The following is a 25,076-nucleotide window of genomic DNA, read 5'->3' as shown; positions in this document are numbered from 1 at the left end:
GTCGGCCTCACCTTCCCGTGCGGCGGGGGAGCGAGGGATTTCACAGTAAAATCACATTGCGCTCAGCATGCTTCGTTCGCACCGGTGTCCAGCACTCGATCACCACACTCTCAATATGGGGACAGAAAAACGTGAAGGCTCTCGTACTCTCCGGTGGGGCGGGCACCCGTCTGCGCCCCATCACCCACACATCGGCCAAGCAACTGGTGCCGGTCGCCAACAAGCCGGTTCTCTTCTACGGCCTGGAGGCCATCGCCGACGCGGGCATCACCGAGGTCGGCATCGTCGTCGGTGACACGGTCGACGAGATCCGGGAAGCCGTGGGTGACGGCTCCGAGTTCGGTATCGAGGTCACCTACATCCCGCAGGACGAGCCGCTGGGCCTGGCCCACGCCGTGCTCATCGCCCGGGAGTTCCTCGGCGACGACGACTTCGTCATGTACCTCGGCGACAACTTCATCGTCGGTGGCATCAGCGGGCTGGTCGAGGAATTCCGCAGCGACCGGCCCGACGCCCAGATCCTGCTGACGCATGTCCCCAACCCCACCTCCTTCGGTGTCGCGGAGCTCGACTCCGACGGACGGGTCGTCGCCCTGGAGGAGAAGCCGAAGGCCCCCAAGAGCGATCTGGCCCTGGTCGGCGTCTACCTCTTCACCCCCTCCATCCACGAGGCGGTCCGCTCGATCGAGCCGTCCTGGCGGGGCGAGCTGGAGATCACCCACGCCATCCAGTGGCTGATCGACCAGCAGCGGAACGTGCGCTCCACCACGATCTCCGGGTACTGGAAGGACACCGGCAACGTCACCGACATGCTGGAGGTCAACCGCTCGGTGCTGGAGACCGTCGAGCCGTACGCCGAGGAGGCGGAGGTCGACGACGGCAGCGAGATCATCGGCAGGGTCCGCATCGAGAAGGGGGCCAAGGTGACCGGGAGCCGCATCGTGGGCCCCGTGATCATCGGGGCGGACTCGGTGATCAGCGACTCCTACGTCGGCCCGTTCACCTCGATCTCCGAAGGCTGCAACATCGCGGACAGCGAGATCGAGTACTCCATCGTCCTGAAGGACGCCTCCATCATCGGAGTCCGGCGGGTCGAGGCGTCGCTCATCGGCCGTAACGTCGAAGTGACCCCCGCGCCCCGCAGCCCCTCCGCCCACCGACTCGTGCTCGGCGACCACAGCAAGGTGCAGATCTCCTCATGACGACCGACATCCTGGTGACCGGCGGGGCCGGCTTCATCGGTTCCCACTACGTCCGCACCCTGCTGGGCCCCGAAGGGCCGGGCGACGTGGCTGTCACGGTGCTCGACAAGCTCACCTACGCGGGTAACCCGGCCAACCTCGACGAGGTCCGTGACCACCCCGGCTTCGCCTTCGTGCAGGGTGACATCTGCGATCCCGAACTCGTCGGCAAGCTGATGGCCGAGCACGACCAGGTGGTGCACTTCGCCGCCGAGTCCCACGTGGACCGCTCCATCGACGGCGGCGCCGAGTTCGTCCGTACGAACGTCGTGGGCACGCACACCCTGATCCACGCCGCACACCTGGCCGGGATCAAGACCTTCGTGCACATCTCGACGGACGAGGTCTACGGGTCGATCGACGAGGGCTCCTGGCCGGAGACGCACCCGCTCGAGCCCAACTCGCCGTACTCCTCCGCCAAGGCGTCCAGCGACCTGATCGCCCTCTCGTACCACCGCACGCACGGCCTCGACGTGCGGGTGACCCGGTGCTCCAACAACTACGGGCACCACCACTTCCCCGAGAAGGTCATCCCGCTCTTCGTCACCAACCTGCTGGACGGCAAGTCCGTCCCGCTGTACGGCGACGGGGCGAACGTCCGCGACTGGCTGCACATCGACGACCACGTCCAGGGCATCGAGCTGGTGCGCACGAAGGGCCGGGCCGGCGAGGTCTACAACATCGGCGGTGGCACCGAACTCTCCAACAAGGAGCTGACCGGCCTGCTGCTCGAGGCCTGCGGCGCCGACTGGGAGACCAGCGTGACCTACGTCGAGGACCGCAAGGGCCACGACCGCCGTTACTCGGTGGACTGCGCCAAGATCAGGGAAGAGCTCGGCTACGAGCCCCGCAAGGACTTCAAGCAGGGGCTCGCCGAGACCGTCCAGTGGTACCGCGACAACCGCGCCTGGTGGGAGCCGCTGAAGGACAGCGCGGCTCTCTGAGCCCTACGCCCTACGATGCGGGGTGAACCCCGGCGGTGAGCGACGCGGGAGCCGGGCCCCAGGGGTTCCGGCTCCCCACGGGCTGCCGGGTTCGCGCCGGCTCGGGGTTCACGCCGGCAGGCACAACAGAAAGCGGGATGCGGTATGAGCGGCAGTTGGCTGGTCACAGGAGCGGGCGGGATGCTCGCGCGGGACGTCCTGGCCAGGTTGGCCCGGGACGGCGCGATCGCCGTGGGTCTGGACCGCAAGGCGCTGGACATCACCGACGCGGGTTCCGTGCGACAGGCCGTCGAGGAGCACGGTCCGTCCGTGATCGTCAACTGTGCCGCCTGGACCGCGGTGGACGACGCCGAGACCCGCGAGGACGAGGCGCTGCGCATCAACGGGGAGGGCCCACGGCTCCTCGCCGAGGTCTGCGCCGAGCACGGAATCGTGCTCCTCCAGGTCTCCACCGACTACGTGTTCGACGGGCAGGCGAGCGAGCCTTATGCCGAGGACGCGCCCACCGCGCCGAGGAGCGCCTACGGGCGGACCAAGCTGGCGGGCGAGCGGGCCGTCCTCTCCCTGCTGCCCGACAAGGGTTACGTCGTCCGCACCGCGTGGCTGTACGGAGCGGGTGGAGGTAACTTCGTCCGTACGATGATCAAGCTCGAGGGCATCAAGGACACGCTGGACGTCGTGGACGACCAGCTGGGCCAGCCCACCTGGACCGCTGACCTGGCCGACCGGCTCGTACGGCTGGGGCAGGGCGCCCTCGCCGGTACGGCACCGGCGGGCATCTACCACGGAACCAGCGGCGGCGAGACGACGTGGTTCGGTTTCACCCGCGCCATCTTCGAGCAGCTGGGCGCCGACCCGGAACGTGTCCGCCCGACCACCAGCGCGGCCTTCGCCCGGCCGGCTCCGCGTCCCGCGTACAGCGTGCTGGGTCACGACCGTTGGGCGAAAGCCGGTCTTGAGCCCATCCGGAATTGGCGGGAGGCACTCGCGGAGTCTTTCAAGGATCTCCACGGAACTCCGTGACCTGTGGTGATTGCCGACTGTTGCCCGGACCCAGTAAGTTCACTGCCTATCGAGCCGGTCGGCGCGAGGCTGACGCATTTCGGCGGTCACGCTGTTCCTGTGTCGGCCGAGCCGGCGAATCGACTCCGAACTCCCGGGTTCACGAATCGCTGACAGGCTGGACTTCTTGTGTCACGACTCACCGTGTGATGCCTCTGCAGTGTTCCATACGGAAGGGGATCCGTACGATGGCAACAACGACGGCTGCGAAGAAGATGGTCAGGGCAATTGTCGGAGAGGCGGGGTGGAAGCGGCTGCGCCGTTTCCGGAGGAGACTGGCGGGCGTGCCTGTCGCTGTTCCCCGTCCCGCCGCGCCTACGCCCACGGGGATTGCTGCGATCTCGCACGACCTGCGCAAGCTCGCCCAGCACTTCAGGACGGACAAGTGGGGCACCCACCGGTATGCGCAGCACTATCAGCGGCACCTCGAGCACCTGAAGAACGAATCCTTCAATCTGCTGGAGATCGGTATCGGCGGTTACAGCAGAGCGGGGCAAGGCGGCGCCTCACTGCGCATGTGGAAGCACTTCTTCCCCAAGGCGCAGATCTTCGGAATGGACATTCAGGACAAGTCATTTGTCGACGAGGAGCGGATCACGACCTTCATCGGCGACCAGTCCGACCCCGGCTCCCTCGTCGGTGTGGCATCGAAGATCGGCACGCTGGACGTCATCATCGACGACGGCAGTCATCTGAGTCCGCACATTCTGACAACGTTCAAGACGCTTTTCCCGCTGCTCAAGGACGGCGGGATCTATGCCGTCGAGGACACGCAGACCTCGTACTGGCCGGAATGGCAGGGCAGTGAGGACCGCGACGACCCGAAGACCAGCATGTCGATGCTGAAGAGGCTCGCCGACGGCCTCAACTACGAGGAGTTCGTGGACGAGGATTACGAGCCGTCCTACACGGACCTCAACATTGTGGGCATGCACTTCTACCACAACCTGGTCATCATTGAGAAGGGCAAGAACGCAGAAGGAACGAACAAGAAGCGGGTGCTCAAGAAGCGCTACAGCGAGGAAAGCACCAAGAGCTGAATGCGTGGCCCGTCCGGCGTCCGTTCCTGAAGTCGCCGGACTCCGACCGCCGCCGGGCACATTCTGGGCCCGGCGGCTCGTCGTTCGCCCCGCGTCGGCCCGTTACTCATTGTCCTCGCCTGATTACCGAACATCCACCCCGGAGAAGGGCCCTCCTCTCCGGATATATCCTGTCGGGCGGGCGTCCCGGGTGGGATTCAGCGCCGATTTTTTCCTGATTACCAGATGAGGTTCTGCATGTCCGTCAAGGTCAGCGTCGTCATTCCTGTATACAACCCGGGCGAGTACATCGAGGACTGCATTTCCTCCCTGTTGCGGCAGTCCCTGCCGGACGACGAGTACGAGGCGATCTTCGTCGACGACGGTTCCACGGACGCCACCCCCGCCCGCCTGGACGAACTCGCCGCTGCCCACCCGAACATGCACGTCATCCATCAGGAGTCGTCGGGCTGGTCGGGCAAGCCGCGCAACGTCGGGACGGCGGCGGCCAAGGGCGAGTTCGTCATGTACGTCGACAACGACGACTGGCTCGGCGACGAGGCGCTCGAACGCATGTACCGCTACGGCGTGGAGAACGGCTCCGACGTCATCATCGGGAAGATGGCGGGCAAGGGCCGTCCGGTCCCGGTGGAGCTCTTCCGCGTCAACCGCCCGCGGGCGAGCGTCTCCAACGCCCCGCTGATCGACAGCCTGACGCCGCACAAGATGTTCCGCAGGGAGTTCCTGGAGAGCAACGGCATCAAGTTCCGTGAGGGACGCCGACGCCTGGAGGACCACGTCTTCGTCGTGGAGACCTACCTGCGGGCGGCGAACATCTCCGTCCTCAGCGACTACCTGTGCTACTACCACATCAAGCGCGAGGACGCCTCGAACGCCGGCTTCCAGCGCTTCGACCCGGTGGGCTACTACGGCAACCTCCGTGAAGCGCTGGACATCGTCGAGCAGTACACCGAGCCGGGGAAGATCCGTGACGGCCTCTACCGCCGCTGGCTGCGCAACGAGATGGTGGAGCGGCTCCGTGGCAATCGGCTGCTGAGCCTCCCCGAGGACTACCGCGCGGAACTCTTCACCGAGATCCGCGGTGTGGTCACGGAGCGGTTCGGCCCGGGCGTCGCCGCGGGCATGCAGCCGACCCAGCAGATAGTCGCCGCCCTCATCGTGGACGGCCGCCTCGGTGACATCGAGGAGCTGGCCCGGTGGGAGTCCGGCATCAGGCCCGTCGGTCGCCTCGAGAGCCTCGCCTGGGACGGCGGTTCCCTGAAGGTGGGCTTCAGCGCCGAGTACCAGGTGTCGGACGCTCCGATGACCTTCCGTTCCGAGGACGGCGAGGACCTGCTCGCCCCGCAGCTCGCCGAGGAGACCCTGAGCAGGATCGCCGGCCTCGGGGTCAGCATCGTGGCGCCGGTCGAGAACTCCAAGGTCGACCTCGTCGTGCGTGAGCGCTCCACGGCTGCCGAGTTCTTCCAGCCGGTGGAGTTCACGAGGGAGCGGATCCCGGTCGGGAGCGGCTCCACGTTCCGGCAGGAACTGCGGGCCGCCGCGACGATCGATCCGGAGACCGCCGCCAACGGGGCACCGCTCGGGGACGGCATCTGGGACATCCTCTTCCGGATCAGCTCCTGCGGCTGGACCAAGGAGACCCGCCTGGGAGCGGTCCGTGCCGACCAGGTCGAGGAGAGCCGCCTCGGCCGCCTGACCGGCTCGCCGCGCAGGGTGGTCCTGCCCTACTGGACCGAGCCGCACGGCAACCTCTCGCTCGACGTGGACCTCGCCACCGGCCGTATCGACCGGGACGTGCGACGGCTCGCGCCCGAGGACGTCCGGATCGAGAGCGGCCGCGTGAAGCTGCCGCTGCCGCTCGCGGTGGGCCCCGCGGCCGGTACCGAGCCCGTGGTCCTGCGCTTCAAGTCCGCGGGCGCCGATACGGTCCAGGCGGACGCCACCCTCACCGCGGCTCCCAAGGGTGCCGTGCTGACCGCAGAGCTGCCCGGCGGCCTGCTCCCGGGGCAGGTCTGGGACATGGGGCTGGGCATGCCCTCGGCCAGACGCGGCAAGCCGCGGTGGAGCTCCCTCCCCGCAGTGCTCCGGGTCGCGGACGACGGCACCGTCGCAGCCGCGAAGCCCGCTCCCGCCGAGAAGCCCGCCGCGAAGAAGAAGCCCGCCCCCGCCCCGAAGAAGCGATCCTTCCCCCGACGCGTGGCGGGAAGGATCAAGCGCGGCCTGTTCGGCTGAGGGCCCGGCCCGCCACGACGGCGGGCCGGCGTCCCACTCCGGCGGCGTACGCCGCAGCGCACAGAACAGTCAGTCGAGAGAGAAGTAGAGACGTATGCGACCTCTGTCCATCGAAGGCGCCTGGGTTCACGAGCCGAAGGTGTTCCCGGACGACCGCGGCAGCTTCCACGAGTGGTTCCGGGGCGCGGACTTCCGTACCGCGACCGGACAGGAACTCAGCCTCGTCCAGGCGAACTGCTCGGTGTCCAGGCGCGGCACCCTGCGCGGCATCCACTACGCGGACGTGCCGCCGAGCCAGGCGAAGTACGTCAAGTGTGTGCGGGGCGCGGTTCTCGACGTCATCGTCGACATCAGGGTCGGCTCGCCGACGTACAAGCAGTGGGAGATCGTCCGGCTCGACGACGAGACCCACCACGCGGTGTACCTCTCCGAAGGCCTCGGACACGCCTTCTTCGCCCTGAGCGACGACGCCACCGTGGTGTACCTCTGCTCCGAGGGGTACGCCCCCGAGCGTGAGCACGGCATCAACCCGCTCGACCCCGGTCTGGCCATCACCTGGCCCGAGGGCATCGCGCCCCTGCTCTCCCCGAAGGACGAGCAGGCGCCGACGCTCGCCGAGGCGGAGGAGCGTGGTCTGCTGCCCCGCTACGAGGACTGCGTCTCCTTCCGGGAGCAGCTGCGCGCACGCTGACCCGGCCCGCGGGCTCCTGGCCCGCGCGGAGTTGTTCCTCGCATGTCCACAGGTAGTCCGGCATCAGAGGCAACCTTATGAACGGCCTGTCCGTCTCCTTTGTCAAGAGGGGAACGGGCAGGCCGCTTTCATGTGTCTGCGCGAGGAACGCGGCATGAACCACCGTTCCGCCGTCTTCTCCTGAAGAGCGAAGTGTGCGGACCGGGGAGAGATGAGCACAAGCGCACCAGACGTCAGCGTCGTCATCGGGGCTTACGAGGCGATGCCGTACCTGATCCGCTGCCTGGAGTCCGTGGAGGCGCAGACCCTGCCGGCCGGACGGATGGAGATCATAGCCGTCGACGACGGGTCCAAGGACGGCACGGGGGAGTACCTGGACGAGTTCGCCGCCCGTACCGCGATCGAGACCCGTGTCGTCCACCAGGAGAACTCCGGCGGGCCCAGCGGGCCACGCAACGTCGGACTCGGGCTGGCCCGCGGGCGCTACGTCTTCTTCCTCGACGCGGACGACTACTTCGGCGAGGAGGCCCTGGAACGGCTGGTCGCGATGGGCGACCGGGCCGGTACCGACGTGGTGCTCGGCAAGGTCGTCGGCGTCAACCGCGGAGCGCCGAAGTCGATGTGGAAGGAGACCGTCGAGCGTGCCGACCTCTTCTCCTCCCGCATCAAGTTCACCCTGAGCGCCCAGAAGCTCTTCCGGCGGGAGATGCTCGTGCGGCTCGGACTGACCTTCGACGAAGGGCTGAAGACCGGCGAGGACGCGCTCTTCACCATGGAGGCGTACCTGCGCGGCAACGGGGTGTCCGTCGTCGCCGACTACACCTGCTACTACCTGGTGGGCCGGGACGACGGCAAGCACGTGACCCGGAGCGGGAGCCACCGGCTGCGCTTCGACTCCGCCCGGGCACTGGCGGAGCTCATCGCGGCACAGCTTCCGCCGGGGCCCGAGCGGGACGACCTGATGGTCCGGCCTTTCGTCATCACCCTGCTGCCGCAGTTCGGCCCGTCCCTGCTGCGGCAGTCCGAGGCCGTGCGGAGGGAGAAGATGGAGCTGGCCACCCCGCTGCTCAAGGCCTACTGGTCGGCGGGTCTGGGCCGCCGCCTCAAGGTCCACGAGCGGCTGCGGCTGGCCTGCATGGCCCGTGGCCGGCTGGATCTCCTCCTGGACGTCCTCCGGTTCATGGCGGACAAGCATGAGCCCGAGGTGGTCCGCAAGGGGCTCCGGGGCAGGGTGTACCTCGCCTATCCGCACTTCGGCGAGGACGCGGGGCTGCCGGACTCCGCGTACGAACTGACCGTGAGGGAGTGGGTCGGCGGCAAGCGGATCGAGGTGCCGAAGAAGCAGACCGTCACCTCGATCACGCGTCGCCTGGTCCGCAAGGCGGGCAGGGCTGCCCGGTCGGCCCGGCGCATCCCGCACCGGGCGCACAACTAGGGACCGGGCGGACGCGGCTCCAGGCCCGCCCTCATTGCTCCGGGCGGAGAAACCTCCTGACCGGTCTGCCCACCACGCGCCGGGCACGCCTGTACGTGGCGCCCGCGCCGCCGCGTGCCCTGATGCCGAAGCGGTCGGGCCTGCCGGTGAGCTGGGCCCGCCTCAGCTCGTTGTTCTCCTCCGTCAGCTCCTCGAGCCTGCTCTGCAGCCAGCTGAAGCGGCTGCTCAGGGTCTCGGGGTCGGTGTCGGTCCACGGCCGGGCGGCGGGCGGGAGCGCGAGCTTGGACATCTGCGCGTCGAACGCCTTCCCGCCGTCGCCGTGGTGGAAGGTGTTCTCCAGGCCGTTCTTCTCCATGAAGCCGGTGAAGCGGAGGAAGCGTTCCTTGTGGCCGTTCACCAGCTCGCCGAAGTCCGCCGCCTCGTAGAGCTCGGCGGGGTCGATGTTCTTGGGCGTCTCGGTGATCTTGCGGTGCGGAATGCCGAAGTAGCGGCAGAGCTCCAGGGTCCGCGAGTCGCTGCAGAGCACGGTGCTCGGGACGCCGGCCAGCAGCGCCGCGATGTTCCCGTGGATGCGCGAGCCGAACGAGAAGTCGAACGCGCGTAGCTCCTCGATCCAGGTGGCCGGGTCGACGTAGAGCCGGACCTTGCCCTCGCGGTACATCGGGTGGGACGGATGGGTCGGCATCGAGGTCTGGGCGCCGATCGGGTTCGACGTCTCCCGCCAGTGGAGCAGCTCGGCCTCGAGGAGGTTCTGCCCGATGAACCGCAGATTCGGATAGCGCTTGTGGGCCTGACGGATGATGGCGTCGAGGCCGTGCGAACGTACGGCGCTGTGCGATCCGTTCACCGAGATGCGGGATTCCGTCGTGAGCGACTCGGACTTCTTCTCGAGCGTGAACGTCTCGCCGTTCATGAACATGGAGGGGCAGCCGATGACCTCGACGTCCCGGAATCCCATGTTCTTGAGGTACTGCTCGGTGAACTCGCCCCGCACGCCGATGGAGGCGCTGCGGTTGAGCACCTCGGTGACGAACTCCCTGACGGTCGGCTCCATCGCCTTGAGCCGGGCGGCGTCGTACTTGAGGTCGGCCTGCGCGCCGACACCCAGGACGACGACGGGGATGCGCAGCTTCTTGATCAGCTGCGTCATTCGCTTCAGGGGCCGCTCGAACGTCGGGCGGAAGGCGTTCGCCAGGGGGACGACGAAGACGTCGAACTCCTCGTTCATGCGGTCGGCCGCCGCCGGATCCGTACGGATGCCGTTGGAGAAGACCTCTGCCCGCGGAGTCGCCAGAAGCTTGTGCGCCGCGTCACTGAAGATCAGGTTGCCCGCGTTGGTCGCGAAGACATCTCTGTCGAGGGACTGTTCGAGCGAAGCCACATCGAAGGGGCTTTTGCCCGATCTGAGGAGAATGCGCTTCTGGCGGGAGAGTTCATCTGTCACGCAATAGAGGGTAGCTCTATGAATGGCGGGTGGAGATTGCGTAAATGGGCCCATTCAGGCGCATGTCGAAACGTGACCCGGACCGGCCGGTCTGTGTAATGACGTCCGCGCGGCGACAGCAGCTGAGACGGCTCGGTGCCGGCCCCGCCCCCTCGCGTAGATTGAGCGGAACCGAGCAGGACGACGTGATGGGGACGGGCGTACGTGTCAGGGGCAAGGGAATCCGAAGGCGCGGCAAGGGAGCCCGAAGGCGCGCTCCGCACACCCTCCGGGGGCGGCGCGGGGCGCAGGCCCGGTGTGACCGACGCCCGCCGGGTCGTCGTCAAGGTCGGCTCCTCCTCGCTCACCACAGCGGCGGGAGGGCTTGACGCCGATCGGGTGGACGCGCTCGTCGACGTCCTCGCCAAGGTCAGGAGCGGCGGGGAACGCGAGATCGTCCTCGTCTCCAGCGGCGCCATCGCGGCCGGCCTCGCCCCCCTCGGTCTCGTCCGCAGGCCCAAGGACCTGGCCCGCCAGCAGGCCGCGGCCAGTGTCGGCCAGGGGCTCCTCGTCGCCCGCTACACCGCGTCCTTCGCCCGTTACGGCGTACGGGTCGGGCAGGTGCTGCTGACCTCGGACGACACCAGCCGGCGCGCCCACTACCGCAACGCCTACAGCACGCTCGACCAGCTCCTGGAGATGGGCGCGTTCCCCGTCGTCAACGAGAACGACACGGTCGCCACGGACGAGATCCGGTTCGGGGACAACGACCGGCTCGCCGCGCTCGTCGCCCACCTGGTCCACGCGGATCTGCTCGTCCTCCTGTCCGACGTCGACGGACTCTACGACGGGGACCCGAGCAGGCCGGGCACCTCCCGCATCGCGGAGGTGAGCGGGCCGGCCGACCTGGAAGGCGTCACCATCGGCAGCGCGGGGAAGGCGGGTGTCGGCACCGGAGGCATGGTCACCAAGGTGGAGGCCGCCAGGATCGCCACGGCCGCAGGGATCCCGGTCGTCCTCACCTCGGCGAGCCACGTCGCCGACGCCCTCGGCGGGCGTGACACCGGCACGTACTTCCACCGCACCGGGCGCCGATCGGCCGACCGGCTGCTCTGGCTGGCCCATGCCTCGACGCCGCAGGGCGCCCTCGTGCTCGACGACGGAGCCGTGCGCGCCGTCGTCGAGCGCCGGACATCCCTGCTCCCCGCCGGGATCTCCGCGGTCGAGGGCGAGTTCTCCGCGGGGGACCCGGTCGAGCTGCGGGACCCGGCCGGCCGGGCCGTCGCCCGCGGGCTGGTCAACTTCGATGCCAAGGAGATCCCGCAGCTGCTCGGGCGGTCCACTCGCGACCTCGCGCGCGAGCTGGGTCCGGCCTACGAGCGGGAAGTCGTACACAGGGACGATCTCGTCGTCCTCACGCCCCGCCCGACCCCCTGAAACGGCTGAAAGTCCAGCCTTCGGGCGGAGACCTTCACGAAAAGCGCCCCGCGCCCGGCCCCGGGCTGGTCAACTTTGTCACGGGGACACAGAGGAGTCGGCACAGCTACACATTCACAGGAGGCCGCCGGTGAGACGAGCGCGCCCGGGGGCGCTGCCCCGCGGAACGGGCAGCCGTGCCCTGACCAGCGTCGGGGCGGGAGCCGACTTCGTCGGCACGCCCACCGACCAGACCACCGAGCAGGAACCGGTGGTGACGGACGAGGAGCTGACCCGCTCCAAGCTGTGGCACATCACCCTCAGTGTCTCCGGCGGTGAGACACCGCTGAAAGAGATCAGGCGCGGGCTGGAACAGCTGGCGCACGATCACCCGTTCCTGCTGACCAGCCGGTATGCCAACGACCACGCGGAGATCCGCTACTGGGAAGAGGCCCGCGACCTCCACGACGCAGCGGCGGTGGCGCTGCGGCTGTGGGGCGAACACCGGTCCAGCGCGAAGCTCCCGCCCTGGGAGATCGTCGGCCTGGAGGTCATCGACCGGGAGACCTACCACCTGCGCATCGCCGAGGGCTACGGACCGCCACCGGCCGCCCCCGTCGGGGTACACCCGTACTGACGGGGGCGTAGCGGACCGGGTGTGCGGGCGCTGATACGCCTGTCTCGCATCACGGGATACGTGACGGATGCCCGCAGTGTGCGCACTACCCTGCGGGCATGACCACGCTTTCGCCGTACGACAACATGTCCCCGGTCGCCCAGGCCGCCTACCGGGCACGCGCAGCCGCCGACGACATCGCGCCACTCCCGCGTGCGGCGAAGGACGACGCCCTGCTGGCGATCGCGGACGCCCTTGAGGTGCGCACCAGCGAGATCGTCGAGGCCAACGCCGAGGACGTCGCGAAGGCCCGGGAGGCCGGGACGAGCGAGTCGGTCGTCGACCGGCTCACCCTCACGCCGGAGCGCATCCGCGCGATCGCCGCCGACGCACGTGACGTGGCGGCGCTGCCCGACCCGGTCGGCGAGGTGGTCCGGGGCTCCACCCTTCCCAACGGCATCGATCTGCGCCAGGTGCGGGTGCCGCTCGGAGTGGTCGGCATCATCTACGAGGCCCGGCCCAATGTGACGGTCGACGCCGCCGCGCTCTGCCTGAAGTCGGGGAACGCGGTACTGCTGCGTGGATCCTCGTCGGCGTACGCCTCGAACACCGCTCTCGTGCGGGTGCTCCGTGACGCGGTGGGCGGGTCCGGCCTCCCGGCGGACGCGGTGCAGCTCGTCCCGGGCGAGAACCGCGACTCGGTCCGCGAGCTGATGCGGGCCCGCGGCCTCGTCGACGTACTGATCCCGCGCGGCGGCGCCTCCCTGATCCGCACGGTCGTGGAGGAGTCGACGGTGCCCGTCATCGAGACGGGCACCGGCAACTGTCACGTGTACGTCGACGCGCAGACCGATCTCTCCATGGCCGTCGAGATCCTGGTCAACTCCAAGGCGCAGCGGCCGAGCGTCTGCAACGCCGCCGAGACCCTCCTGGTCCACAAGGACGTCGCCGCGGACTTCCTGCCCCTCGCCCTGGACGCGCTGGCCGAGGCCGGGGTCACGGTGCACGGGGACGAGCGGGTGCTCGCGTATGCCGAGGGGTCCAAGGCCACCGTCGTGCCGGCGACTCCGGAGGACTGGGAGACCGAGTACCTCTCGTACGACATCGCGGCCGCGGTCGTGGAGTCGCTGGAGTCCGCCGTGGCGCACATCAGGCTCTGGTCCTCCGGCCACACCGAGGCGATCGTCACCACCTCGCAGGCGGCGGCCCGACGGTTCACCCAGTTGGTCGATTCCACGACGGTCGCCGTGAACGCGTCCACGCGCTTCACGGACGGCGGCCAGTTCGGCTTCGGCGCCGAGATCGGCATCTCCACGCAGAAGCTGCACGCCCGGGGGCCGATGGGACTGCCGGAGCTGACCTCCACGAAGTACATCGTCACCGGCGACGGCCACATCCGTTGACCCGGAGCCCTCAGGCGGGGCGGGCGAATGTGCGGGCTCCCTGCCCAAATCGCCCCGCCGGGGCTACGCTGAAGCTGTGCCGGACGACGTGGGGGGCAGGCCGTTCCCGGACGGCTGGGAGCCCGACGACGACCGCGGGGGCGCGGACGAGGACTTCGCCTCCGTGGTGTTCGACGAGGACTTCGTCCGGTCCGCAGAGATCCACGAACCCACCGCGGTCGAGCGTCTGCTGGCCGCCGCGCAGGCCCGCGCCGAAGCCGAGGCGAGCAGGGCGCGCTCCGGTGGCGGAGCCCTGGACGACGACCTCTACGACGAGGGTTACGGCCCGGAGGGTGCGTACGGCCGCGAGAGGGCCTTCGGCGACTTCTACGACCCCGATGACCCCGATGCCGTCCACGAGGGCGACAACGGCCCCTACGGGCGTCACGGCGGCTCCCTGCGCCCTTACCGGGGTACGTCGCGCTGGCACCGGCCGGTCGCCTGGCTGCTCGCCCTCATGATGGGGATCGGGATGGTGGCGCTGGCCTTCAGCGCCGTGTACCGGGGCGCCGCGGCCAGTAGGCAGGACAAGGTGCCGCCCCCGGCGACCAGCGGCGTCGACAAGCCGGGCGTGGCTCCCTCCGCCTCGGCCGACTACTCCCGCCCTGCTGTCCCGGCCGTTCCGCATACCCCCTGAGCCGGGCTCCCGGGGTATGCCGACGCCGCTCCTGCCGGACGGCGACGACCCCTGTCCGACGGTGGGACGCCTGCCCGGTGACGCTGCCACGGCCGTCCTCCCCGCCGTCCTCCCGGCGGCGCTCCACCTGCGCTCCCACCTGCGGGGCGTTTACCTTGATGAGGATCGACCCAATCTGAAGGTATGACCTTGTGACCCCTCCTCTCGTCCCCGTCCCCGGGAAGAGGGCAAGTCACGTGTCCATGTGTCGAAACCCGTGACGGACAGGCCCGCCCGACGCCAAGCGGCTGAGGCGGACCCCAGCGCCAGCCCCCGCCGGTGGCGCGGAGAACGGGAGAAGTCATGACAGGCCGCGGAGAACCGCCGGAAGGGCCGCCCGAGAACCCCTCGGGCGGGGAGGACGAGTACCGCTCACTCGTCTTCGACGAATCGTTCGTCCGTGCTGCCCGGCTGCAGGAGTTCTCCGCCCAGGAGCGCATGGGTGACCACGCGCGCGCCGTGCGCTCCCTGCCTGGCCGCCCCACCCGCCGGCACCGCTCCAGGGCGGGCATCGCTCTCGTCGTGCTGATCGCGCTGGCATTCGCCACCGCCGTCTACTTCGGCTTCCGCAACCCCTACCCGACGCCTGTCGGCAGGCGCGCCGAACCCCTCCAGACCACGGTGATCCCGCTCGCCCCCCGAAGCCCCGTACCCGGAGGGGCCGCCGAGTCGCTCCTCGCCGACGGCCCGGCCGCCGGGCACCGGACGGGGGCCGCGGGCATCAACTTTCCGTCGGTCCGGCGGACGAAGAACTTCTCGGACAACCAGGTGACCATGGCCCTGACCACGGTGAAGGACTACCTGGTGGGCTCCTCCCTCGACCCCGACGTACTCACCTCGGGGGTCGTGAGGCCGATCGGCCGGCTGCTCGACCCGGACCAGACGGCGCAGTTCGACCGGAGCATGGACTCACCGGCTGACGACGGCGAGCACAGTGCGACCGGCTGGCTGGTGCGCTTCGACCCGGCCGAGGTGGAACTGGCCGACTCCGACATCAGGGTCCAGGGCACCCTCTCCTACTCGGAAGCGGGGGCGGACACCCTGGAGGTGGTGTCCGACCACACCTTCACCTACGCGCTGCGACCCGCCGTGTCCGGCCCCCACCGGGCCGACGGAGCCTCGCTCTTCACCGTGCGCCGCGTCCTGCACTTCCTGCTCGACCGCGAGGACATCCGGCTGCACCGGCTGGAGGTCCGCAGCGCCTACGTCCAGGCCGGCCCGCAGTCGTGCTCGGCCGATACGACGGGAGTGCTGCGTCCGCTGCTCGCGGGCGAGCGGGCGGACACCCGGGGGCCCGCAGGCACCGACCCCTATGCCACGGGTGTACCCGCGGCGGCGCTCTGCGGCACCCTGACCGTCAGCTCCCCGACCCAGAGCCCTCTTCGGGATCCGGGCGTCGCCAGGTCCCCTCGGACCCGTCCGTAGCGTCCGAGGCCGGAGCGCCGCCCTTGCCCGCGCCACCACCGGCGGCGCCCCCGCCCGCGGCTCCGGTGAATTTGTCGCGGAGCTTGCCGCCGAGGTCGCCCGCACCGCCCGCGATGTCACCGACCAGCTTCATCAGCGGGTCCTTGCTGGTGCGCACCGTGTCGGCGTAGTGCGACGCGGACTCACGGAAGGAGTCCGTCACCGACGTGTCCTTGTCCTCGTCGCGCTTGGGGTAATGGCCGTCCATGATGCGCTGGTAGTCGCGGGTCTCCGACCACTTCTTCAGCTCGGCCGCGCGGACCGTGGTGAACGGATGCGTCCGGGGCAGCACATTGAGGATCTTGAGCACGGAGTCGCGGAGGTCGCCGCCCTTCTCGTACTCGTCGGCCTGGGCCAGGAAGGCGTCCACATTCATCTCGTGGAGATGATTACCGCCGGCGATCTTCATCAGCCCGCGCATCGAGGCACGCAGATCCTGTCCCACCAGCAGTCCGGCGCGGTCGGCGGACAGCTCCGACTTGCGGAACCACTCGCGCAGCGCGGTCACGATCGCCATGATCGCGACATTGCCGAGCGGGATCCACGCCACCTTGAGCGCCAGATTGGTGAGGAAGAGCAATATCGTGCGGTACACCGCGTGGCCGGAGAGGGCATGGCCCACCTCGTGGCCGACGACGGCCCGCATCTCCTCCTCGTCGAGCAGCTCCACCAGTCCGGTCGTCACCACGATGATCGGCTCGTCGAGGCCGATGCACATGGCGTTGGGCTGCGGGTCCTGATTCACATACATCGGCGGGACCTTCTTGAGGTCCAGGATGTAACACGCGTCCCGCAGCATGTCGTTGAGATGTGTGAACTGGGCGTCGCTCACCCGGACGGAGTCCGAGAGGAAGAGCAGCCGCAGACTGCGCTCGGGCAGGAGGCCGCTCAGCGCCTTGAACACGGTGTCGAAACCGCTCAGCTTGCGCAGGGCCACCAGGGCCGAGCGATCCGCCGGATGCTCGTAGGCCCGCGAGGAGATGTCCGGGAATCGCTTGCGGTGCCTGCTCGGCACGCTCTCGTGACTGGCGTCGGTCATGGATGGCCCCCTGTTCGTACGAGACGTTGCTCGTCCCCCTGACAAAAGCCAGCGTATGTGCTGGAGCTACGGTGTGCGGGGGGCTGTGGATAACTTTGAGGAGCGCCCGGAATGCCGCACACCGCCGTCATGCTCGCCGCCGTGTCCGAGGACCAGGGACCGGGCAACACGCTCCGGATCGTGCTGCTCGTCTCGCTCGTCGGCGCCGCCCTGCTCGCCTGGTTCCTCCTGCGTGGATACCGCGACGACGACAACAACGACTGAGTCGGCGTGAGCGTGCCCGTGGCGCCCGCATACGATGTGCGCGACGTCTCCCTCCTGATTCCCGATGGATAGGTCCTGCAGAAGATGAGCCTCTCGAGCACCGCGCACCAGCTGGTCACCCTCGCCTCCGAAGGCGAGCAGGGTGGTAACCACGAAAGCCTCAGCCCGTACCTCACCGGTGGCGGCGCGCTCTTCGTGCTGCTGCTCCTGCTGTGGATCACCACCCGCTTCAACCGGGACCGCTGAGGCAGAGGCGAACAGCTGTGCCAGTAGGGTCTGCACGCATGGGAGAGCAGGAAGTGCCTACCGGCCGCGGCAAGCGCCGAATCGGCGTGATGGGCGGGACCTTTGACCCGATCCATCACGGACACCTGGTGGCGGCGAGCGAAGTGGCGGCCCACTTCCACCTCGACGAGGTCGTCTTCGTCCCGACCGGGCAGCCCTGGCAGAAGAGTCACAAGCAGGTCTCGCCGGCCGAGGACCGCTATCTGATGACGGTCATCGCGACGGCGTCCAACCCGCAGTTCTCGGTCAGCCGCAGCGACATCGACCGTGGCGGACGGACGTACACGATCGATACGCTGCGGGACCTGCGCGCGGTCCACGGCGACGCGGACCTCTTCTTCATCACCGGCGCCGACGCCCTGTCCCAGATCCTGACCTGGCGGGACGCCGAGGAGCTCTTCTCGCTCTCCCACTTCATCGGCGTGACGCGGCCGGGGCATCTGCTGACGGACGACGGGCTGCCCAAGGGCGGCGTCTCGCTGATGGAGGTGCCCGCGCTGGCGATCTCGTCCACGGACTGCCGTGCCAGGGTCGCGCAGGGGGAGCCGGTCTGGTACCTCGTGCCGGACGGTGTCGTCCGCTACATCGACAAGCGCCAGCTGTACCGCGGCGAATGAGCCACGGAGAGGGGCACCTGTGACCGACCGACACGACCCGTACGACCCGTACCAGCAGCCACAGATCATGGGCTACGACGAGTACGGGCAGCCGGTCTATCAGCAGCAGGGCCAGCAGCAGTACGACCCGTACGCCCAACAGCCCCAGCAGGACGGGCAGTCGCAGCAGGGCTACGGCTACGACCCGTACGCCGGTACGCAGCAGTACGACCCGTACGCCGCCCAGCAGGCCCAGCCGACGCAGCAGGGGTACGGCTACGACGGCGGCTACGGCACGTACGGCTACGACACCGGTCGGCAGCCCGCCGTGGACGACTCCACCCAGCAGTGGAACGCGCCCCAGCCCCCCGCCGCACCGGCGGCCGCGCCCCCGCCCCCGTTCCCGGAACAGCGGAGCGAACCGGAACCGCCGGCGGACGCAGCCCTCCCGGGGCAACGCCGTGCCGACCGCGACTACCGCACCGAGCAGTTCTCCTTCATCGAGGAGCCCGACGAGGACTCCGAAGATGTCATCGACTGGCTCAAATTCACCGAGAGCCGCAGCGAGCGGCGCGAGGAAGCACGCCGGCGCGGGCACAACCGGATGGTCGCGCTCATAGTCGTCGTGGCTCTCGTGGTCGTCGGCGGAGCGGGCTACCTCTGGTTCGCCGGAAAGATCCCGGGAGTCTCGGGCAAGGACGAGCAGAACGCGGCGGCGACGGGACCGCAGAAGCGGGACGTCATCGTCGTCCACCTGCACAACACCAAGAAGGGCGGCACCTCGACAGCGCTGCTCGTCGACAACGTCACCACCGAGCAGGGCACCACCGTCCTGCTCCCCAACTCGCTGGCCGTGGCCGCGGACGACGGGTCCACCACCACGCTCGGCAAGTCCGTCGACGACGACGGGTCCACCGGCACCCGTGAGGCGATCGACACCCTGCTCGGCACCAGCATCAGCGGCACCTGGCGCCTCGACACCCCGTACCTCGAGAACCTCGTCGAGCTCGTGGGCAACATCGAGGTGGACACCGACACCGCTGTGCCCGACTCCAAGAAGGGCGCGGCGCCCCTGGTGAACAAGGGGGAGGCGCAGACGCTGAGCGGCCCGATGGCCGTGGCGTACGCCACCTACCAGGGTGCGGGCGAGCCGGAGGCCAAGCAGCTGATGCGCTTCGGGCAGGTCATGCGCGGCGTGCTGCGCAAGCTGTCCGAGGACCCCAAGGCCGCGACCGTCACCATCGAGACCCTCGCGCAGATCCTCGACCCGTCCCTGCCGGAGCAGGACCTGGGCGCCTCGCTCGCGAAGCTCGCCGGGCACGCCAAGGTGGGCGACTACGAGACGGAGCTGCTCCCGGTGCAGAGCGACGGAACCCTCACCGATGCGGCGACCGAGAGCGTCGTCAAGGACGTCCTGGGCGGCAAGGTGAAGGCCCCGGACCAGGGCGCGGCGGTACGCGTCGGCATCAAGAACGCCACGGGCGACACGAAGGGCACGGAGAACGCCAGGGTGCAGCTCGTCAACGGGGGCTACGCCTTCGTCGACAGCGGCAAGGCGGACGCCGCTGCGTCGTCCGAGGTGGTCTACGGGGCCGCCGAGGACAAGGCGAAGGCGGTCGAGGTCGCCAAGACCCTGGGCCTGCCGGAGAGCACTGTGAAGAAGGGCGAGCCGGCCGCGAACGCCGACGTGTCCGTCGCCCTCGGACAGGACTACAAGATCGCCGAGCCGACGTCGTAAGGGCTGTCGGCGGTCCGTGAGACCCTAGAGGTCGATCTGACCGCCGACGAAAGCCTGCATGTGACCGCCACGGACCGCTCCATCGAGCTCATCAACGCCGCCGCCCAGGCGGCGGCCGACCGGCTCGCGCACGACATCATCGCCTACGACGTCAGCGACGTGCTGTCGATCACCGACGCCTTCCTGCTGGCATCGGCTCCCAACGACCGCCAGGTCAAGTCGATCGTCGACGAGATCGAGGAGCGGCTGCAGAAGGAGCTCGGCGCCAAGCCGGTGCGCCGCGAGGGCGACCGCGACGCCCGCTGGATCCTTCTCGACTACGTCGACATCGTGATCCACGTCCAGCACAGCGAGGAGCGCGTGTTCTACGCGCTCGAGCGGCTGTGGAAGGACTGCCCCGAGATCGCCCTCCCGGAGGACGCGCTCAAGACCCGGGGCAAGGCCGAGGAGCACGCCCAGCTCAACGGCGGCACGGAAGGTGACCAGAGCTGAACGGCAGCAGCAGCGGCAGGGGCCGCAAGATCGTCCTCTGGCGGCACGGACAGACGGCGTGGAATCTGGAGCGCCGTTTCCAGGGCTCCACGGACATCGAGCTGACCGAGACCGGTGTCGGGCAGGCCCGCCGCGCCGCCCGGCTGCTCGCCTCGCTGCAGCCGGACGCGATAGTGGCGTCCGACCTGCGGCGGGCGGCGGCCACGGCTGCCGAGCTCGCCTCGGTCACCGGTCTCGACGTCGCGCACGACTCAGCGCTGCGCGAGACGTACGCGGGCGCCTGGCAGGGCCTCACGCACGAGGAGATCGTCGGGCAGTACGGCGAGCAGTACGCCGCGTGGAAGCGCGGTGAGCCGGTCCGCAGGGGCGGTGGCGAGCTGGAGACCGAGGTTGCCGACCGGGCCGCCCCGGTGGTCCTGGAGCACGCCGGCAAGCTGCCCGACGCGGGCACGCTCGTCGTCGTGAGCCACGGCGGCACCATCCGGACGACCATCGGCCGGCTGCTCGGTCTCGAGGCCCACCACTGGGAAGGGCTCGGCGGGCTGTCCAACTGCTGCTGGTCCGTGCTGGGCGAGGGCGCGCGTGGCTGGCGCCTCCTCGAACACAACGCCGGGACGCTACCTGAACCGGTGCTCGGGGACGACGACTAGCGGGTGCCCGGAGGCCCCCTCAGGGCGCCGGGGGCCGGATTTCACTTTCCGGCTCGTCGCAGGCTAAAGTTCTTCTTGTTCGCAGCGCGGAAACGCAGGGAAACACAGCGGACAGCGGGGCTATAGCTCAGTTGGTAGAGCGCCTGCATGGCATGCAGGAGGTCAGGAGTTCAATTCTCCTTAGCTCCACAGTCAAGATCCCGTCCCCAGCAGGGGGCGGGATCTTTTTTTGCCGTTCATGAGGATGCGGCGCGGTGGTCCGCGCCGCCGTGCCTCAACTGCCCCGGCCCGCCTGGGACAAGGGCCGACAGGGCGCGCCGGCTCCTTCTTCGCAGGCCGGCCGGCCGCTCCGGTCCCCTTCCTTCAGGGCAAAGCCGCCCGGCGGGGCGGTCGTCGGGCTGACCTCCTTGCGGGGCCATGGCAGAATCGGAGCGCCGGAGGGGGCGACGGACCGATCGGGAGGGAGCGCGATGCCTGCGAGCCGCGTACGGGCCCCGGGCCCGCCCCTTACCCCCACCGGGACCCATCGCTCCGCCGGTCACCGATTCGCCGCTCATGGCCCCACCGCGACCCGTTCTTCCGGCGCCTCGCAAGAGGGCTCCTCCGCGTGCGCGGCCTGCGGCCACCCCCGGAGCTGACCGGATGGGTGCACACAGGAGGAAGTGCGACTGGTGCGGCAGCGGTACGCCCATCGTCCGGGACATGGACCCCGTCAACGCGGAGTTCCAGTACTGGTGCGAGGAGTGCGCGCGGGCGCTGATCATAAAAGGCGACCCCATCGAGACGTACCGGGAGCTCGAAGGGGAGCCCATCTACGGTCGGCTCCTCGAGGAGCACTGCACCCTGAAGAGGTTCTACTCCTTCGCCACCGCCTGACGTGCCGTGTGCCTCCGGCACACGCTCCTCATGACCGGAGCAACCGCTGGTCAGGGCAGTGCGCACCGGCCATATGCGGACAGAGTGGAAACGATTTTTGATGGGCCGGTGGGACCGTGTAATGTTCTCGATGTCGCCGGGGGAACCGGGTGGCAAACAGCACGGGGCTATAGCTCAGTTGGTAGAGCGCCTGCATGGCATGCAGGAGGTCAGGAGTTCAATTCTCCTTAGCTCCACAGTGAAGAAGCGGGTCATCCGGATCGGATGACCCGCTTCTTGTTGTGTCCGTCACCTCTGTCGCCGCCCGCAGGTCAGCCGCGTCCGCTGCCCAGGGCCCTGCGCTGTGCGCTCGGGAGCGCGGGACGTTCTGCCGGCGCCTGTTCGATACGGAGTGCCAGAGCGGGGCATCTCCGTACGGCCCGCTGGGCGCGGCCCCGCAGGTGCATCGGAACAGTGGCGTCCGCGAGCGCCGGGTAGCCGTCGGGACCCAGCCTGATGAGCTCCGGAACGATGTCCGCGCAGAGGCCGTGGCCCTGGCAGAGCGTCCAGTCCACCGCCAGCTTCTCGCCGCTCGGGATGGACTCCTCCAGGTCCTCGTAGCCGGGTGAAGGCAGCGGCAGCACCCCGAGCGTCTCCCGTCCGCAGCCGCCGTCCAGCACGTGCGCGGCGAGATCGTCCGTGAACGCCGAGAGGGTCGAGGCCAGGAACCGGGCGGATCCGTCCGGATGTTTGCACGCCCCGCGGCCCTTCACCGCCTGGGTCACCTCGCGGAGCGCCTCCAGGGCGGCGGGGCCGCCGCCGTTCAGCACGTCGGAGAGGCCGCCCGCTGCGGCAGGCAGCCCGAGCTTGCACGGGCCGCACTGCCCCGCGGTCTCGGCGGCCAGCCAGTTCGCGATTCTCAGCGACTCGCCGATCGGGCAGGTCTCCGGCCCGATCGGCAGGATGGCACCGGCGCCGAGCGCGCCGCCCGCCGCGGCCAGGGAGGCTCTGGAGACCATGGCGTCGTGTGTGGCGAGCGCGTCGATCCAGTTGCCGTGGTAGCCGCCGGTGAGCACGCCCTGGGGCAGCGGCGGGGCGCCGGCCAGCTGCAGGACGTAGCGCAGCGGCACGCCGGTGGGCACCTCGATCACCATCGGGCGGCCCACCGCCCCGGAGACCGTGAGCAGCACCGTGCCGGGTTCGTCGGGCAGGCCGGTGTGCCCGTAGCGGCGGGAGCCGAGCCGTGCGGCGACGGCGAGCTGCGCGTAGGTCTCCGCGTTGGACAGGAGGGTCGGGGCGCCGCCGACGCCGGACTCCGCGGCGCGCTCGCGGCGGCCCGGCGGCAGGGCGGGACCGCCGTTCACCGCCCGGATGACCGCCGAGGCCTCCCCGGAGACCATGCGCTCCGGGGTGCGCACCACCTGGGCGCGAAGATGCCGGCCACGCCGGTCGGACAGACCGCGTTCGGCCAGGGCGGTCCGTACGGAGATCTCCGTCGAGTTGCGTGTGACGGCCACGACCAGCGTGCGTGCGCCGAGCGCCTCCGCGGCCAGCAGGGCGCCGTCGAGGATGAGGTGCGGGGTGCGGTTGAGCAGCACGGTGTCCTTGCGGCAGGCCGGCTCACCCTCGCTGCCGTTGATCACGACGACCGGCCGTACGCCGCGGCGTACGGAGGCCTTCGCCACGGCGCGCAGCTTCTTCCCGAACGGGAAGCCCGCACCGCCGCGGCCGCGCAGCGAGATGGACTCGGCCAGTTCGGCGAGCCGCTCGCCGGTCATCGGTTCGAGGGGGCCGTGCACCTTCAGGTGCATGGCGAGGTCGAGGCGTTCCACCAGGTCGAAGCCGGTGGTCAGCTGGGGGAGTCCGACGACGCGGACCTCGGGCACATCGGGGAGGGGGACGTTCACGGTCGGTCTCCTGCCGGTGTGTTCCAGGGCTCTCCTGCCGAGGGCGGGTAGAGCGGGCCCGGCAACTGCTCGGTCTCCTGGGTGGGGGCGGGGCCGGGGGGCGGGGCGTACGCGGGCCTGAGCGCCTGCGCGGGAGGCGCGGGGGCCGGAGCGGGCCAGCGGTGGTGCGTCGGCTCCGGCGGGCGGCCGGAAGGCCGGGAGACGGCCCTATACGCCGCGGAGATGCCGGGCCGGGGCCCCGTCGCCGGTGCCGGAACCGGGCTCGGGGTGAGCCGTTCGGAGCTGCGCGGCGGGGGTTCGTACGGAGGCGCCCCGTACTGCTGGTGTCCGTACGGCGGCCGGTCGTGCGGCTGGGGCTCGTACGTCGGTGGTTCGAAGGCTCCTGGCGCCGGGGCCGAAAGCGTCCTGGGGCGGACCGGGGTACCGCGTGCGCCGCGGTCGTCGTCGCCCCAGCCGGGTGCGTCGGGGGGCAGGCCCCGGCCGGCCGGGGACGCCGTGTGTTCAGGGCGGGGGAGCGGGGAAGGGCGTATGACCGGGTCGGGCGCGGACGGAGGGCCGTCCGGTCGGATCAGGCCGGTGACCAGGTCGGTGAGCAGACGCTTGGTCGGGCCGGGAAGCAGCCGCAGGGCGAGCGCCGCGGCCCCCGCCGTCAGGCAGAGCATGTACATCACGACGACCCAGGTCGCGGGTTGCCTGCCGGCGTACAGTCCGTGCACCAGTGCGGAGCACCAGGCCGGGTAGGCCAGTGCGTGCAGCGCGCGCCAGCGGCCGGCGACCCTGCCCGGAGTGGCGAAGGCGCTGCGCATGGCGCCGGTCGCCGCCGTGGTGATCATCAGCAGCCCGGCGAGCGAACCGAAGCCGATGAGGCCGGCCGCGCCGCTCACCCCCGCGCCGAAAGGTATGAGGGCGCCGAGCAGACCGACGTGCCCCAGGGCGACCTTCACCGTGCCGTGCAGCAGGAGGAATCCGAGCGAGGCGACGGCGGCGGCCCGGTGGATGCCCTGGCAGACGATCCGCTGGCGGGTCGAGAGGAACACCCGGTCGGTGGCCAGCAGGCCCCAGGCGACCGCGGCGGTGAGGGACACCAGCGTCAGGACGCCGGTGGTGAAGTCGAATGCGGCGCGCATGCCGTCGCTCCCCGCGACGGCGAGCAGAGGGATGAGGACCAGCGCCGCGACGATCAGCCCGCCCTGCACCTGGCGGCTCATACCTGGGCCGGTACTCATGGAGGAGGACGTACGGATCCTGCGATGAGGCTTCATGGGGGGCGACTCCGAATGGTTCGGCAATGCGGTCCCGTTGCGGCATGCTAGGTCGCCGTATACCGGCCGGTACGAGGTTTGAACTGTTGCCCCGATAGGAGGCAGTACGCGGAGTAACCTCCGGAGTGTGTGGGTCATGTGGAAGGTTGGCGCTGATGGCGTGCCTTCCGGACGCGGGGCGGCGGGCCCCGGGCGGCCCCTCTGCCGCATATGTGCCGGGCCGGCTCCCGGGCCTGTGCGGTACCCTGACGCCATGCGTGCCGTACGCCTTCTGCTTAGCGAGCCGCGCTGATCATTCCCGACCGG

Annotated in this window: 23 protein-coding genes and 2 tRNA genes; 21 read left to right on the top strand and 4 right to left on the bottom strand. The window is 69.7% G+C overall.

The features are described 5' to 3' along the window. The first annotated feature begins 131 nt into the window (after window positions 1–131). The 7 genes from ACIBCU_RS04630 to ACIBCU_RS04600 all read left to right on the top strand — a co-directional run bounded on the left by ACIBCU_RS04630 (window position 132) and on the right by ACIBCU_RS04600 (window position 8,645). Complete coding sequence (locus tag ACIBCU_RS04630) at window positions 132–1,202, top strand: glucose-1-phosphate thymidylyltransferase (RefSeq protein ID WP_362935894.1); 1,071 nt, start codon at window positions 132–134, stop codon at window positions 1,200–1,202. Then, on the top strand, window positions 1,199–2,185 hold the full coding sequence (gene rfbB / locus ACIBCU_RS04625) for a dTDP-glucose 4,6-dehydratase (protein WP_362935891.1): 987 nt from the start codon (window positions 1,199–1,201) through the stop codon (window positions 2,183–2,185). The genes ACIBCU_RS04630 and rfbB overlap by 4 nt, the downstream gene beginning before the upstream one ends. A 144-nt stretch (window positions 2,186–2,329) precedes the next feature. Next, on the top strand, window positions 2,330–3,208 hold the full coding sequence (gene rfbD, locus ACIBCU_RS04620; RefSeq protein WP_362935888.1) for a dTDP-4-dehydrorhamnose reductase: 879 nt from the start codon (window positions 2,330–2,332) through the stop codon (window positions 3,206–3,208). A 227-nt stretch (window positions 3,209–3,435) separates the two neighbouring features. Beyond that, complete coding sequence (locus ACIBCU_RS04615) at window positions 3,436–4,287, top strand: hypothetical protein (protein WP_399229189.1); 852 nt, start codon at window positions 3,436–3,438, stop codon at window positions 4,285–4,287. A gap of 237 nt (window positions 4,288–4,524) precedes the next feature. Beyond that, window positions 4,525–6,519: a glycosyltransferase family 2 protein gene (locus ACIBCU_RS04610; RefSeq protein WP_399229187.1), complete on the top strand. Its 1,995-nt coding sequence runs from the start codon at window positions 4,525–4,527 to the stop codon at window positions 6,517–6,519. Between the two features lie 94 nt (window positions 6,520–6,613). Beyond that, window positions 6,614–7,210 carry a dTDP-4-dehydrorhamnose 3,5-epimerase gene (rfbC, locus tag ACIBCU_RS04605; RefSeq protein ID WP_362935879.1) on the top strand — a complete coding sequence of 199 codons (597 nt, stop codon included), beginning with the start codon at window positions 6,614–6,616 and terminating at the stop codon, window positions 7,208–7,210. Between the two features lie 211 nt (window positions 7,211–7,421). Next, window positions 7,422–8,645, top strand: a complete 1,224-nt coding sequence (locus tag ACIBCU_RS04600; RefSeq protein WP_399229184.1) for a glycosyltransferase family 2 protein — start codon at window positions 7,422–7,424, stop codon at window positions 8,643–8,645. Between the two features lie 31 nt (window positions 8,646–8,676). On the opposite strand, the gene ACIBCU_RS04595 is transcribed toward ACIBCU_RS04600, so the two are convergent. After that, window positions 8,677–10,089 (bottom strand): polysaccharide pyruvyl transferase family protein, encoded by a 1,413-nt coding sequence (locus tag ACIBCU_RS04595; RefSeq protein WP_399229182.1) that lies wholly within the window; start codon window positions 10,087–10,089, stop codon window positions 8,677–8,679. Between the two features lie 297 nt (window positions 10,090–10,386). On the opposite strand from ACIBCU_RS04595, the gene proB reads away from it, so the two are divergent. The 5 genes from proB to ACIBCU_RS04570 all read left to right on the top strand — a co-directional run bounded on the left by proB (window position 10,387) and on the right by ACIBCU_RS04570 (window position 15,643). Next, window positions 10,387–11,505 carry a glutamate 5-kinase gene (gene proB, locus ACIBCU_RS04590; RefSeq protein WP_362935870.1) on the top strand — a complete coding sequence of 373 codons (1,119 nt, stop codon included), beginning with the start codon at window positions 10,387–10,389 and terminating at the stop codon, window positions 11,503–11,505. A gap of 130 nt (window positions 11,506–11,635) precedes the next feature. After that, the gene (locus tag ACIBCU_RS04585) at window positions 11,636–12,121 is read left to right on the top strand and encodes a hypothetical protein (RefSeq protein ID WP_362935867.1); all 486 of its coding nucleotides are present in this window, start codon (window positions 11,636–11,638) and stop codon (window positions 12,119–12,121) included. A 98-nt stretch (window positions 12,122–12,219) separates the two neighbouring features. Then, on the top strand, window positions 12,220–13,503 hold the full coding sequence (locus ACIBCU_RS04580) for a glutamate-5-semialdehyde dehydrogenase (RefSeq protein WP_362935864.1): 1,284 nt from the start codon (window positions 12,220–12,222) through the stop codon (window positions 13,501–13,503). Window positions 13,504–13,579: 76 nt separating this feature from the next. Then, entirely contained in the window at window positions 13,580–14,179 is a 600-nt protein-coding gene (locus ACIBCU_RS04575) for a hypothetical protein (protein ID WP_399229179.1), read from the top strand. Window positions 14,180–14,521: 342 nt separating this feature from the next. Continuing rightward, window positions 14,522–15,643 carry a hypothetical protein gene (locus ACIBCU_RS04570; RefSeq protein WP_399229177.1) on the top strand — a complete coding sequence of 374 codons (1,122 nt, stop codon included), beginning with the start codon at window positions 14,522–14,524 and terminating at the stop codon, window positions 15,641–15,643. Here the strand turns inward: ACIBCU_RS04570 and ACIBCU_RS04565 are convergent. Next, window positions 15,576–16,721, bottom strand: coding sequence for a M48 family metallopeptidase (locus ACIBCU_RS04565; protein ID WP_399229175.1), 1,146 nt, complete (start codon window positions 16,719–16,721; stop codon window positions 15,576–15,578). The two genes, ACIBCU_RS04570 and ACIBCU_RS04565, sit on opposite strands and share 68 nt — an antisense overlap. A gap of 111 nt (window positions 16,722–16,832) precedes the next feature. On the opposite strand from ACIBCU_RS04565, the gene ACIBCU_RS04560 reads away from it, so the two are divergent. The 9 genes from ACIBCU_RS04560 (at window position 16,833) to ACIBCU_RS04520 (ending at window position 21,858) form a co-directional block, all read left to right on the top strand. Next, window positions 16,833–16,985 carry a hypothetical protein gene (locus tag ACIBCU_RS04560; RefSeq protein WP_362935852.1) on the top strand — a complete coding sequence of 51 codons (153 nt, stop codon included), beginning with the start codon at window positions 16,833–16,835 and terminating at the stop codon, window positions 16,983–16,985. 84 nt (window positions 16,986–17,069) lie between these two features. Beyond that, entirely contained in the window at window positions 17,070–17,231 is a 162-nt protein-coding gene (locus ACIBCU_RS04555) for a hypothetical protein (RefSeq protein WP_164493695.1), read from the top strand. Window positions 17,232–17,269: 38 nt separating this feature from the next. Further along, complete coding sequence (nadD, locus tag ACIBCU_RS04550; protein WP_362935849.1) at window positions 17,270–17,887, top strand: nicotinate-nucleotide adenylyltransferase; 618 nt, start codon at window positions 17,270–17,272, stop codon at window positions 17,885–17,887. 19 nt (window positions 17,888–17,906) lie between these two features. Continuing rightward, window positions 17,907–19,604 (top strand): LCP family protein, encoded by a 1,698-nt coding sequence (locus tag ACIBCU_RS04545; RefSeq protein ID WP_399229172.1) that lies wholly within the window; start codon window positions 17,907–17,909, stop codon window positions 19,602–19,604. Between the two features lie 60 nt (window positions 19,605–19,664). Continuing rightward, on the top strand, window positions 19,665–20,096 hold the full coding sequence (gene rsfS, locus ACIBCU_RS04540; RefSeq protein ID WP_099172529.1) for a ribosome silencing factor: 432 nt from the start codon (window positions 19,665–19,667) through the stop codon (window positions 20,094–20,096). Next, a complete protein-coding gene (locus tag ACIBCU_RS04535; protein WP_362935924.1) occupies window positions 20,093–20,746 on the top strand; it encodes a histidine phosphatase family protein in 654 nt (217 codons plus the stop codon). Before rsfS ends, ACIBCU_RS04535 begins: the two co-directional genes overlap by 4 nt. 116 nt (window positions 20,747–20,862) lie before the next feature. Continuing rightward, window positions 20,863–20,935 (top strand) — tRNA-Ala (locus tag ACIBCU_RS04530). Window positions 20,936–21,388: 453 nt separating this feature from the next. Next, window positions 21,389–21,622 (top strand): hypothetical protein, encoded by a 234-nt coding sequence (locus ACIBCU_RS04525; RefSeq protein ID WP_033305681.1) that lies wholly within the window; start codon window positions 21,389–21,391, stop codon window positions 21,620–21,622. 163 nt (window positions 21,623–21,785) lie between these two features. Beyond that, window positions 21,786–21,858, top strand: a tRNA-Ala gene (locus ACIBCU_RS04520). 75 nt (window positions 21,859–21,933) lie between these two features. Here the strand turns inward: ACIBCU_RS04520 and ACIBCU_RS04515 are convergent. Together ACIBCU_RS04515 and ACIBCU_RS04510 are read right to left on the bottom strand one after the other, a co-directional pair. Continuing rightward, window positions 21,934–23,508 carry a ferredoxin gene (locus tag ACIBCU_RS04515; RefSeq protein ID WP_399229168.1) on the bottom strand — a complete coding sequence of 525 codons (1,575 nt, stop codon included), beginning with the start codon at window positions 23,506–23,508 and terminating at the stop codon, window positions 21,934–21,936. Beyond that, entirely contained in the window at window positions 23,505–24,716 is a 1,212-nt protein-coding gene (locus ACIBCU_RS04510; protein ID WP_399229166.1) for a hypothetical protein, read from the bottom strand. The genes ACIBCU_RS04515 and ACIBCU_RS04510 overlap by 4 nt, the downstream gene beginning before the upstream one ends. Between the last annotated feature and the right edge of the window lie 360 nt (window positions 24,717–25,076).

The organism is Streptomyces sp. NPDC051064 (genome assembly GCF_044455985.1).
Lineage (GTDB): Bacteria > Actinomycetota > Actinomycetes > Streptomycetales > Streptomycetaceae > Streptomyces.
The sequence above is the reverse complement of the archived record's forward strand: the minus strand, read 5'-3'. Positions and strand labels throughout refer to the sequence as shown.

Bases quoted from the DNA above. Each gene is read 5' to 3' on its own strand.
- ACIBCU_RS04525 (WP_033305681.1), top strand. From the start codon at position 21,389: ATGGGTGCACACAGGAGGAAGTGCGACTGGTGCGGCAGCGGTACGCCC.
- ACIBCU_RS04570 (WP_399229177.1), top strand. From the start codon at position 14,522: ATGACAGGCCGCGGAGAACCGCCGGAAGGGCCGCCCGAGAACCCCTCG.
- ACIBCU_RS04580 (WP_362935864.1), top strand. From the start codon at position 12,220: ATGACCACGCTTTCGCCGTACGACAACATGTCCCCGGTCGCCCAGGCC.
- rfbC (WP_362935879.1), top strand. From the start codon at position 6,614: ATGCGACCTCTGTCCATCGAAGGCGCCTGGGTTCACGAGCCGAAGGTG.
- ACIBCU_RS04610 (WP_399229187.1), top strand. From the start codon at position 4,525: ATGTCCGTCAAGGTCAGCGTCGTCATTCCTGTATACAACCCGGGCGAG.
- rfbD (WP_362935888.1), top strand. From the start codon at position 2,330: ATGAGCGGCAGTTGGCTGGTCACAGGAGCGGGCGGGATGCTCGCGCGG.
- ACIBCU_RS04510 (WP_399229166.1), bottom strand. From the start codon at position 24,716: ATGAGCCGCCAGGTGCAGGGCGGGCTGATCGTCGCGGCGCTGGTCCTC.
- ACIBCU_RS04555 (WP_164493695.1), top strand. From the start codon at position 17,070: ATGAGCCTCTCGAGCACCGCGCACCAGCTGGTCACCCTCGCCTCCGAA.
- ACIBCU_RS04565 (WP_399229175.1), bottom strand. From the start codon at position 16,721: ATGACCGACGCCAGTCACGAGAGCGTGCCGAGCAGGCACCGCAAGCGA.
- ACIBCU_RS04615 (WP_399229189.1), top strand. From the start codon at position 3,436: ATGGCAACAACGACGGCTGCGAAGAAGATGGTCAGGGCAATTGTCGGA.
- ACIBCU_RS04560 (WP_362935852.1), top strand. From the start codon at position 16,833: ATGCCGCACACCGCCGTCATGCTCGCCGCCGTGTCCGAGGACCAGGGA.
- ACIBCU_RS04600 (WP_399229184.1), top strand. From the start codon at position 7,422: ATGAGCACAAGCGCACCAGACGTCAGCGTCGTCATCGGGGCTTACGAG.
- nadD (WP_362935849.1), top strand. From the start codon at position 17,270: ATGGGAGAGCAGGAAGTGCCTACCGGCCGCGGCAAGCGCCGAATCGGC.
- rfbB (WP_362935891.1), top strand. From the start codon at position 1,199: ATGACGACCGACATCCTGGTGACCGGCGGGGCCGGCTTCATCGGTTCC.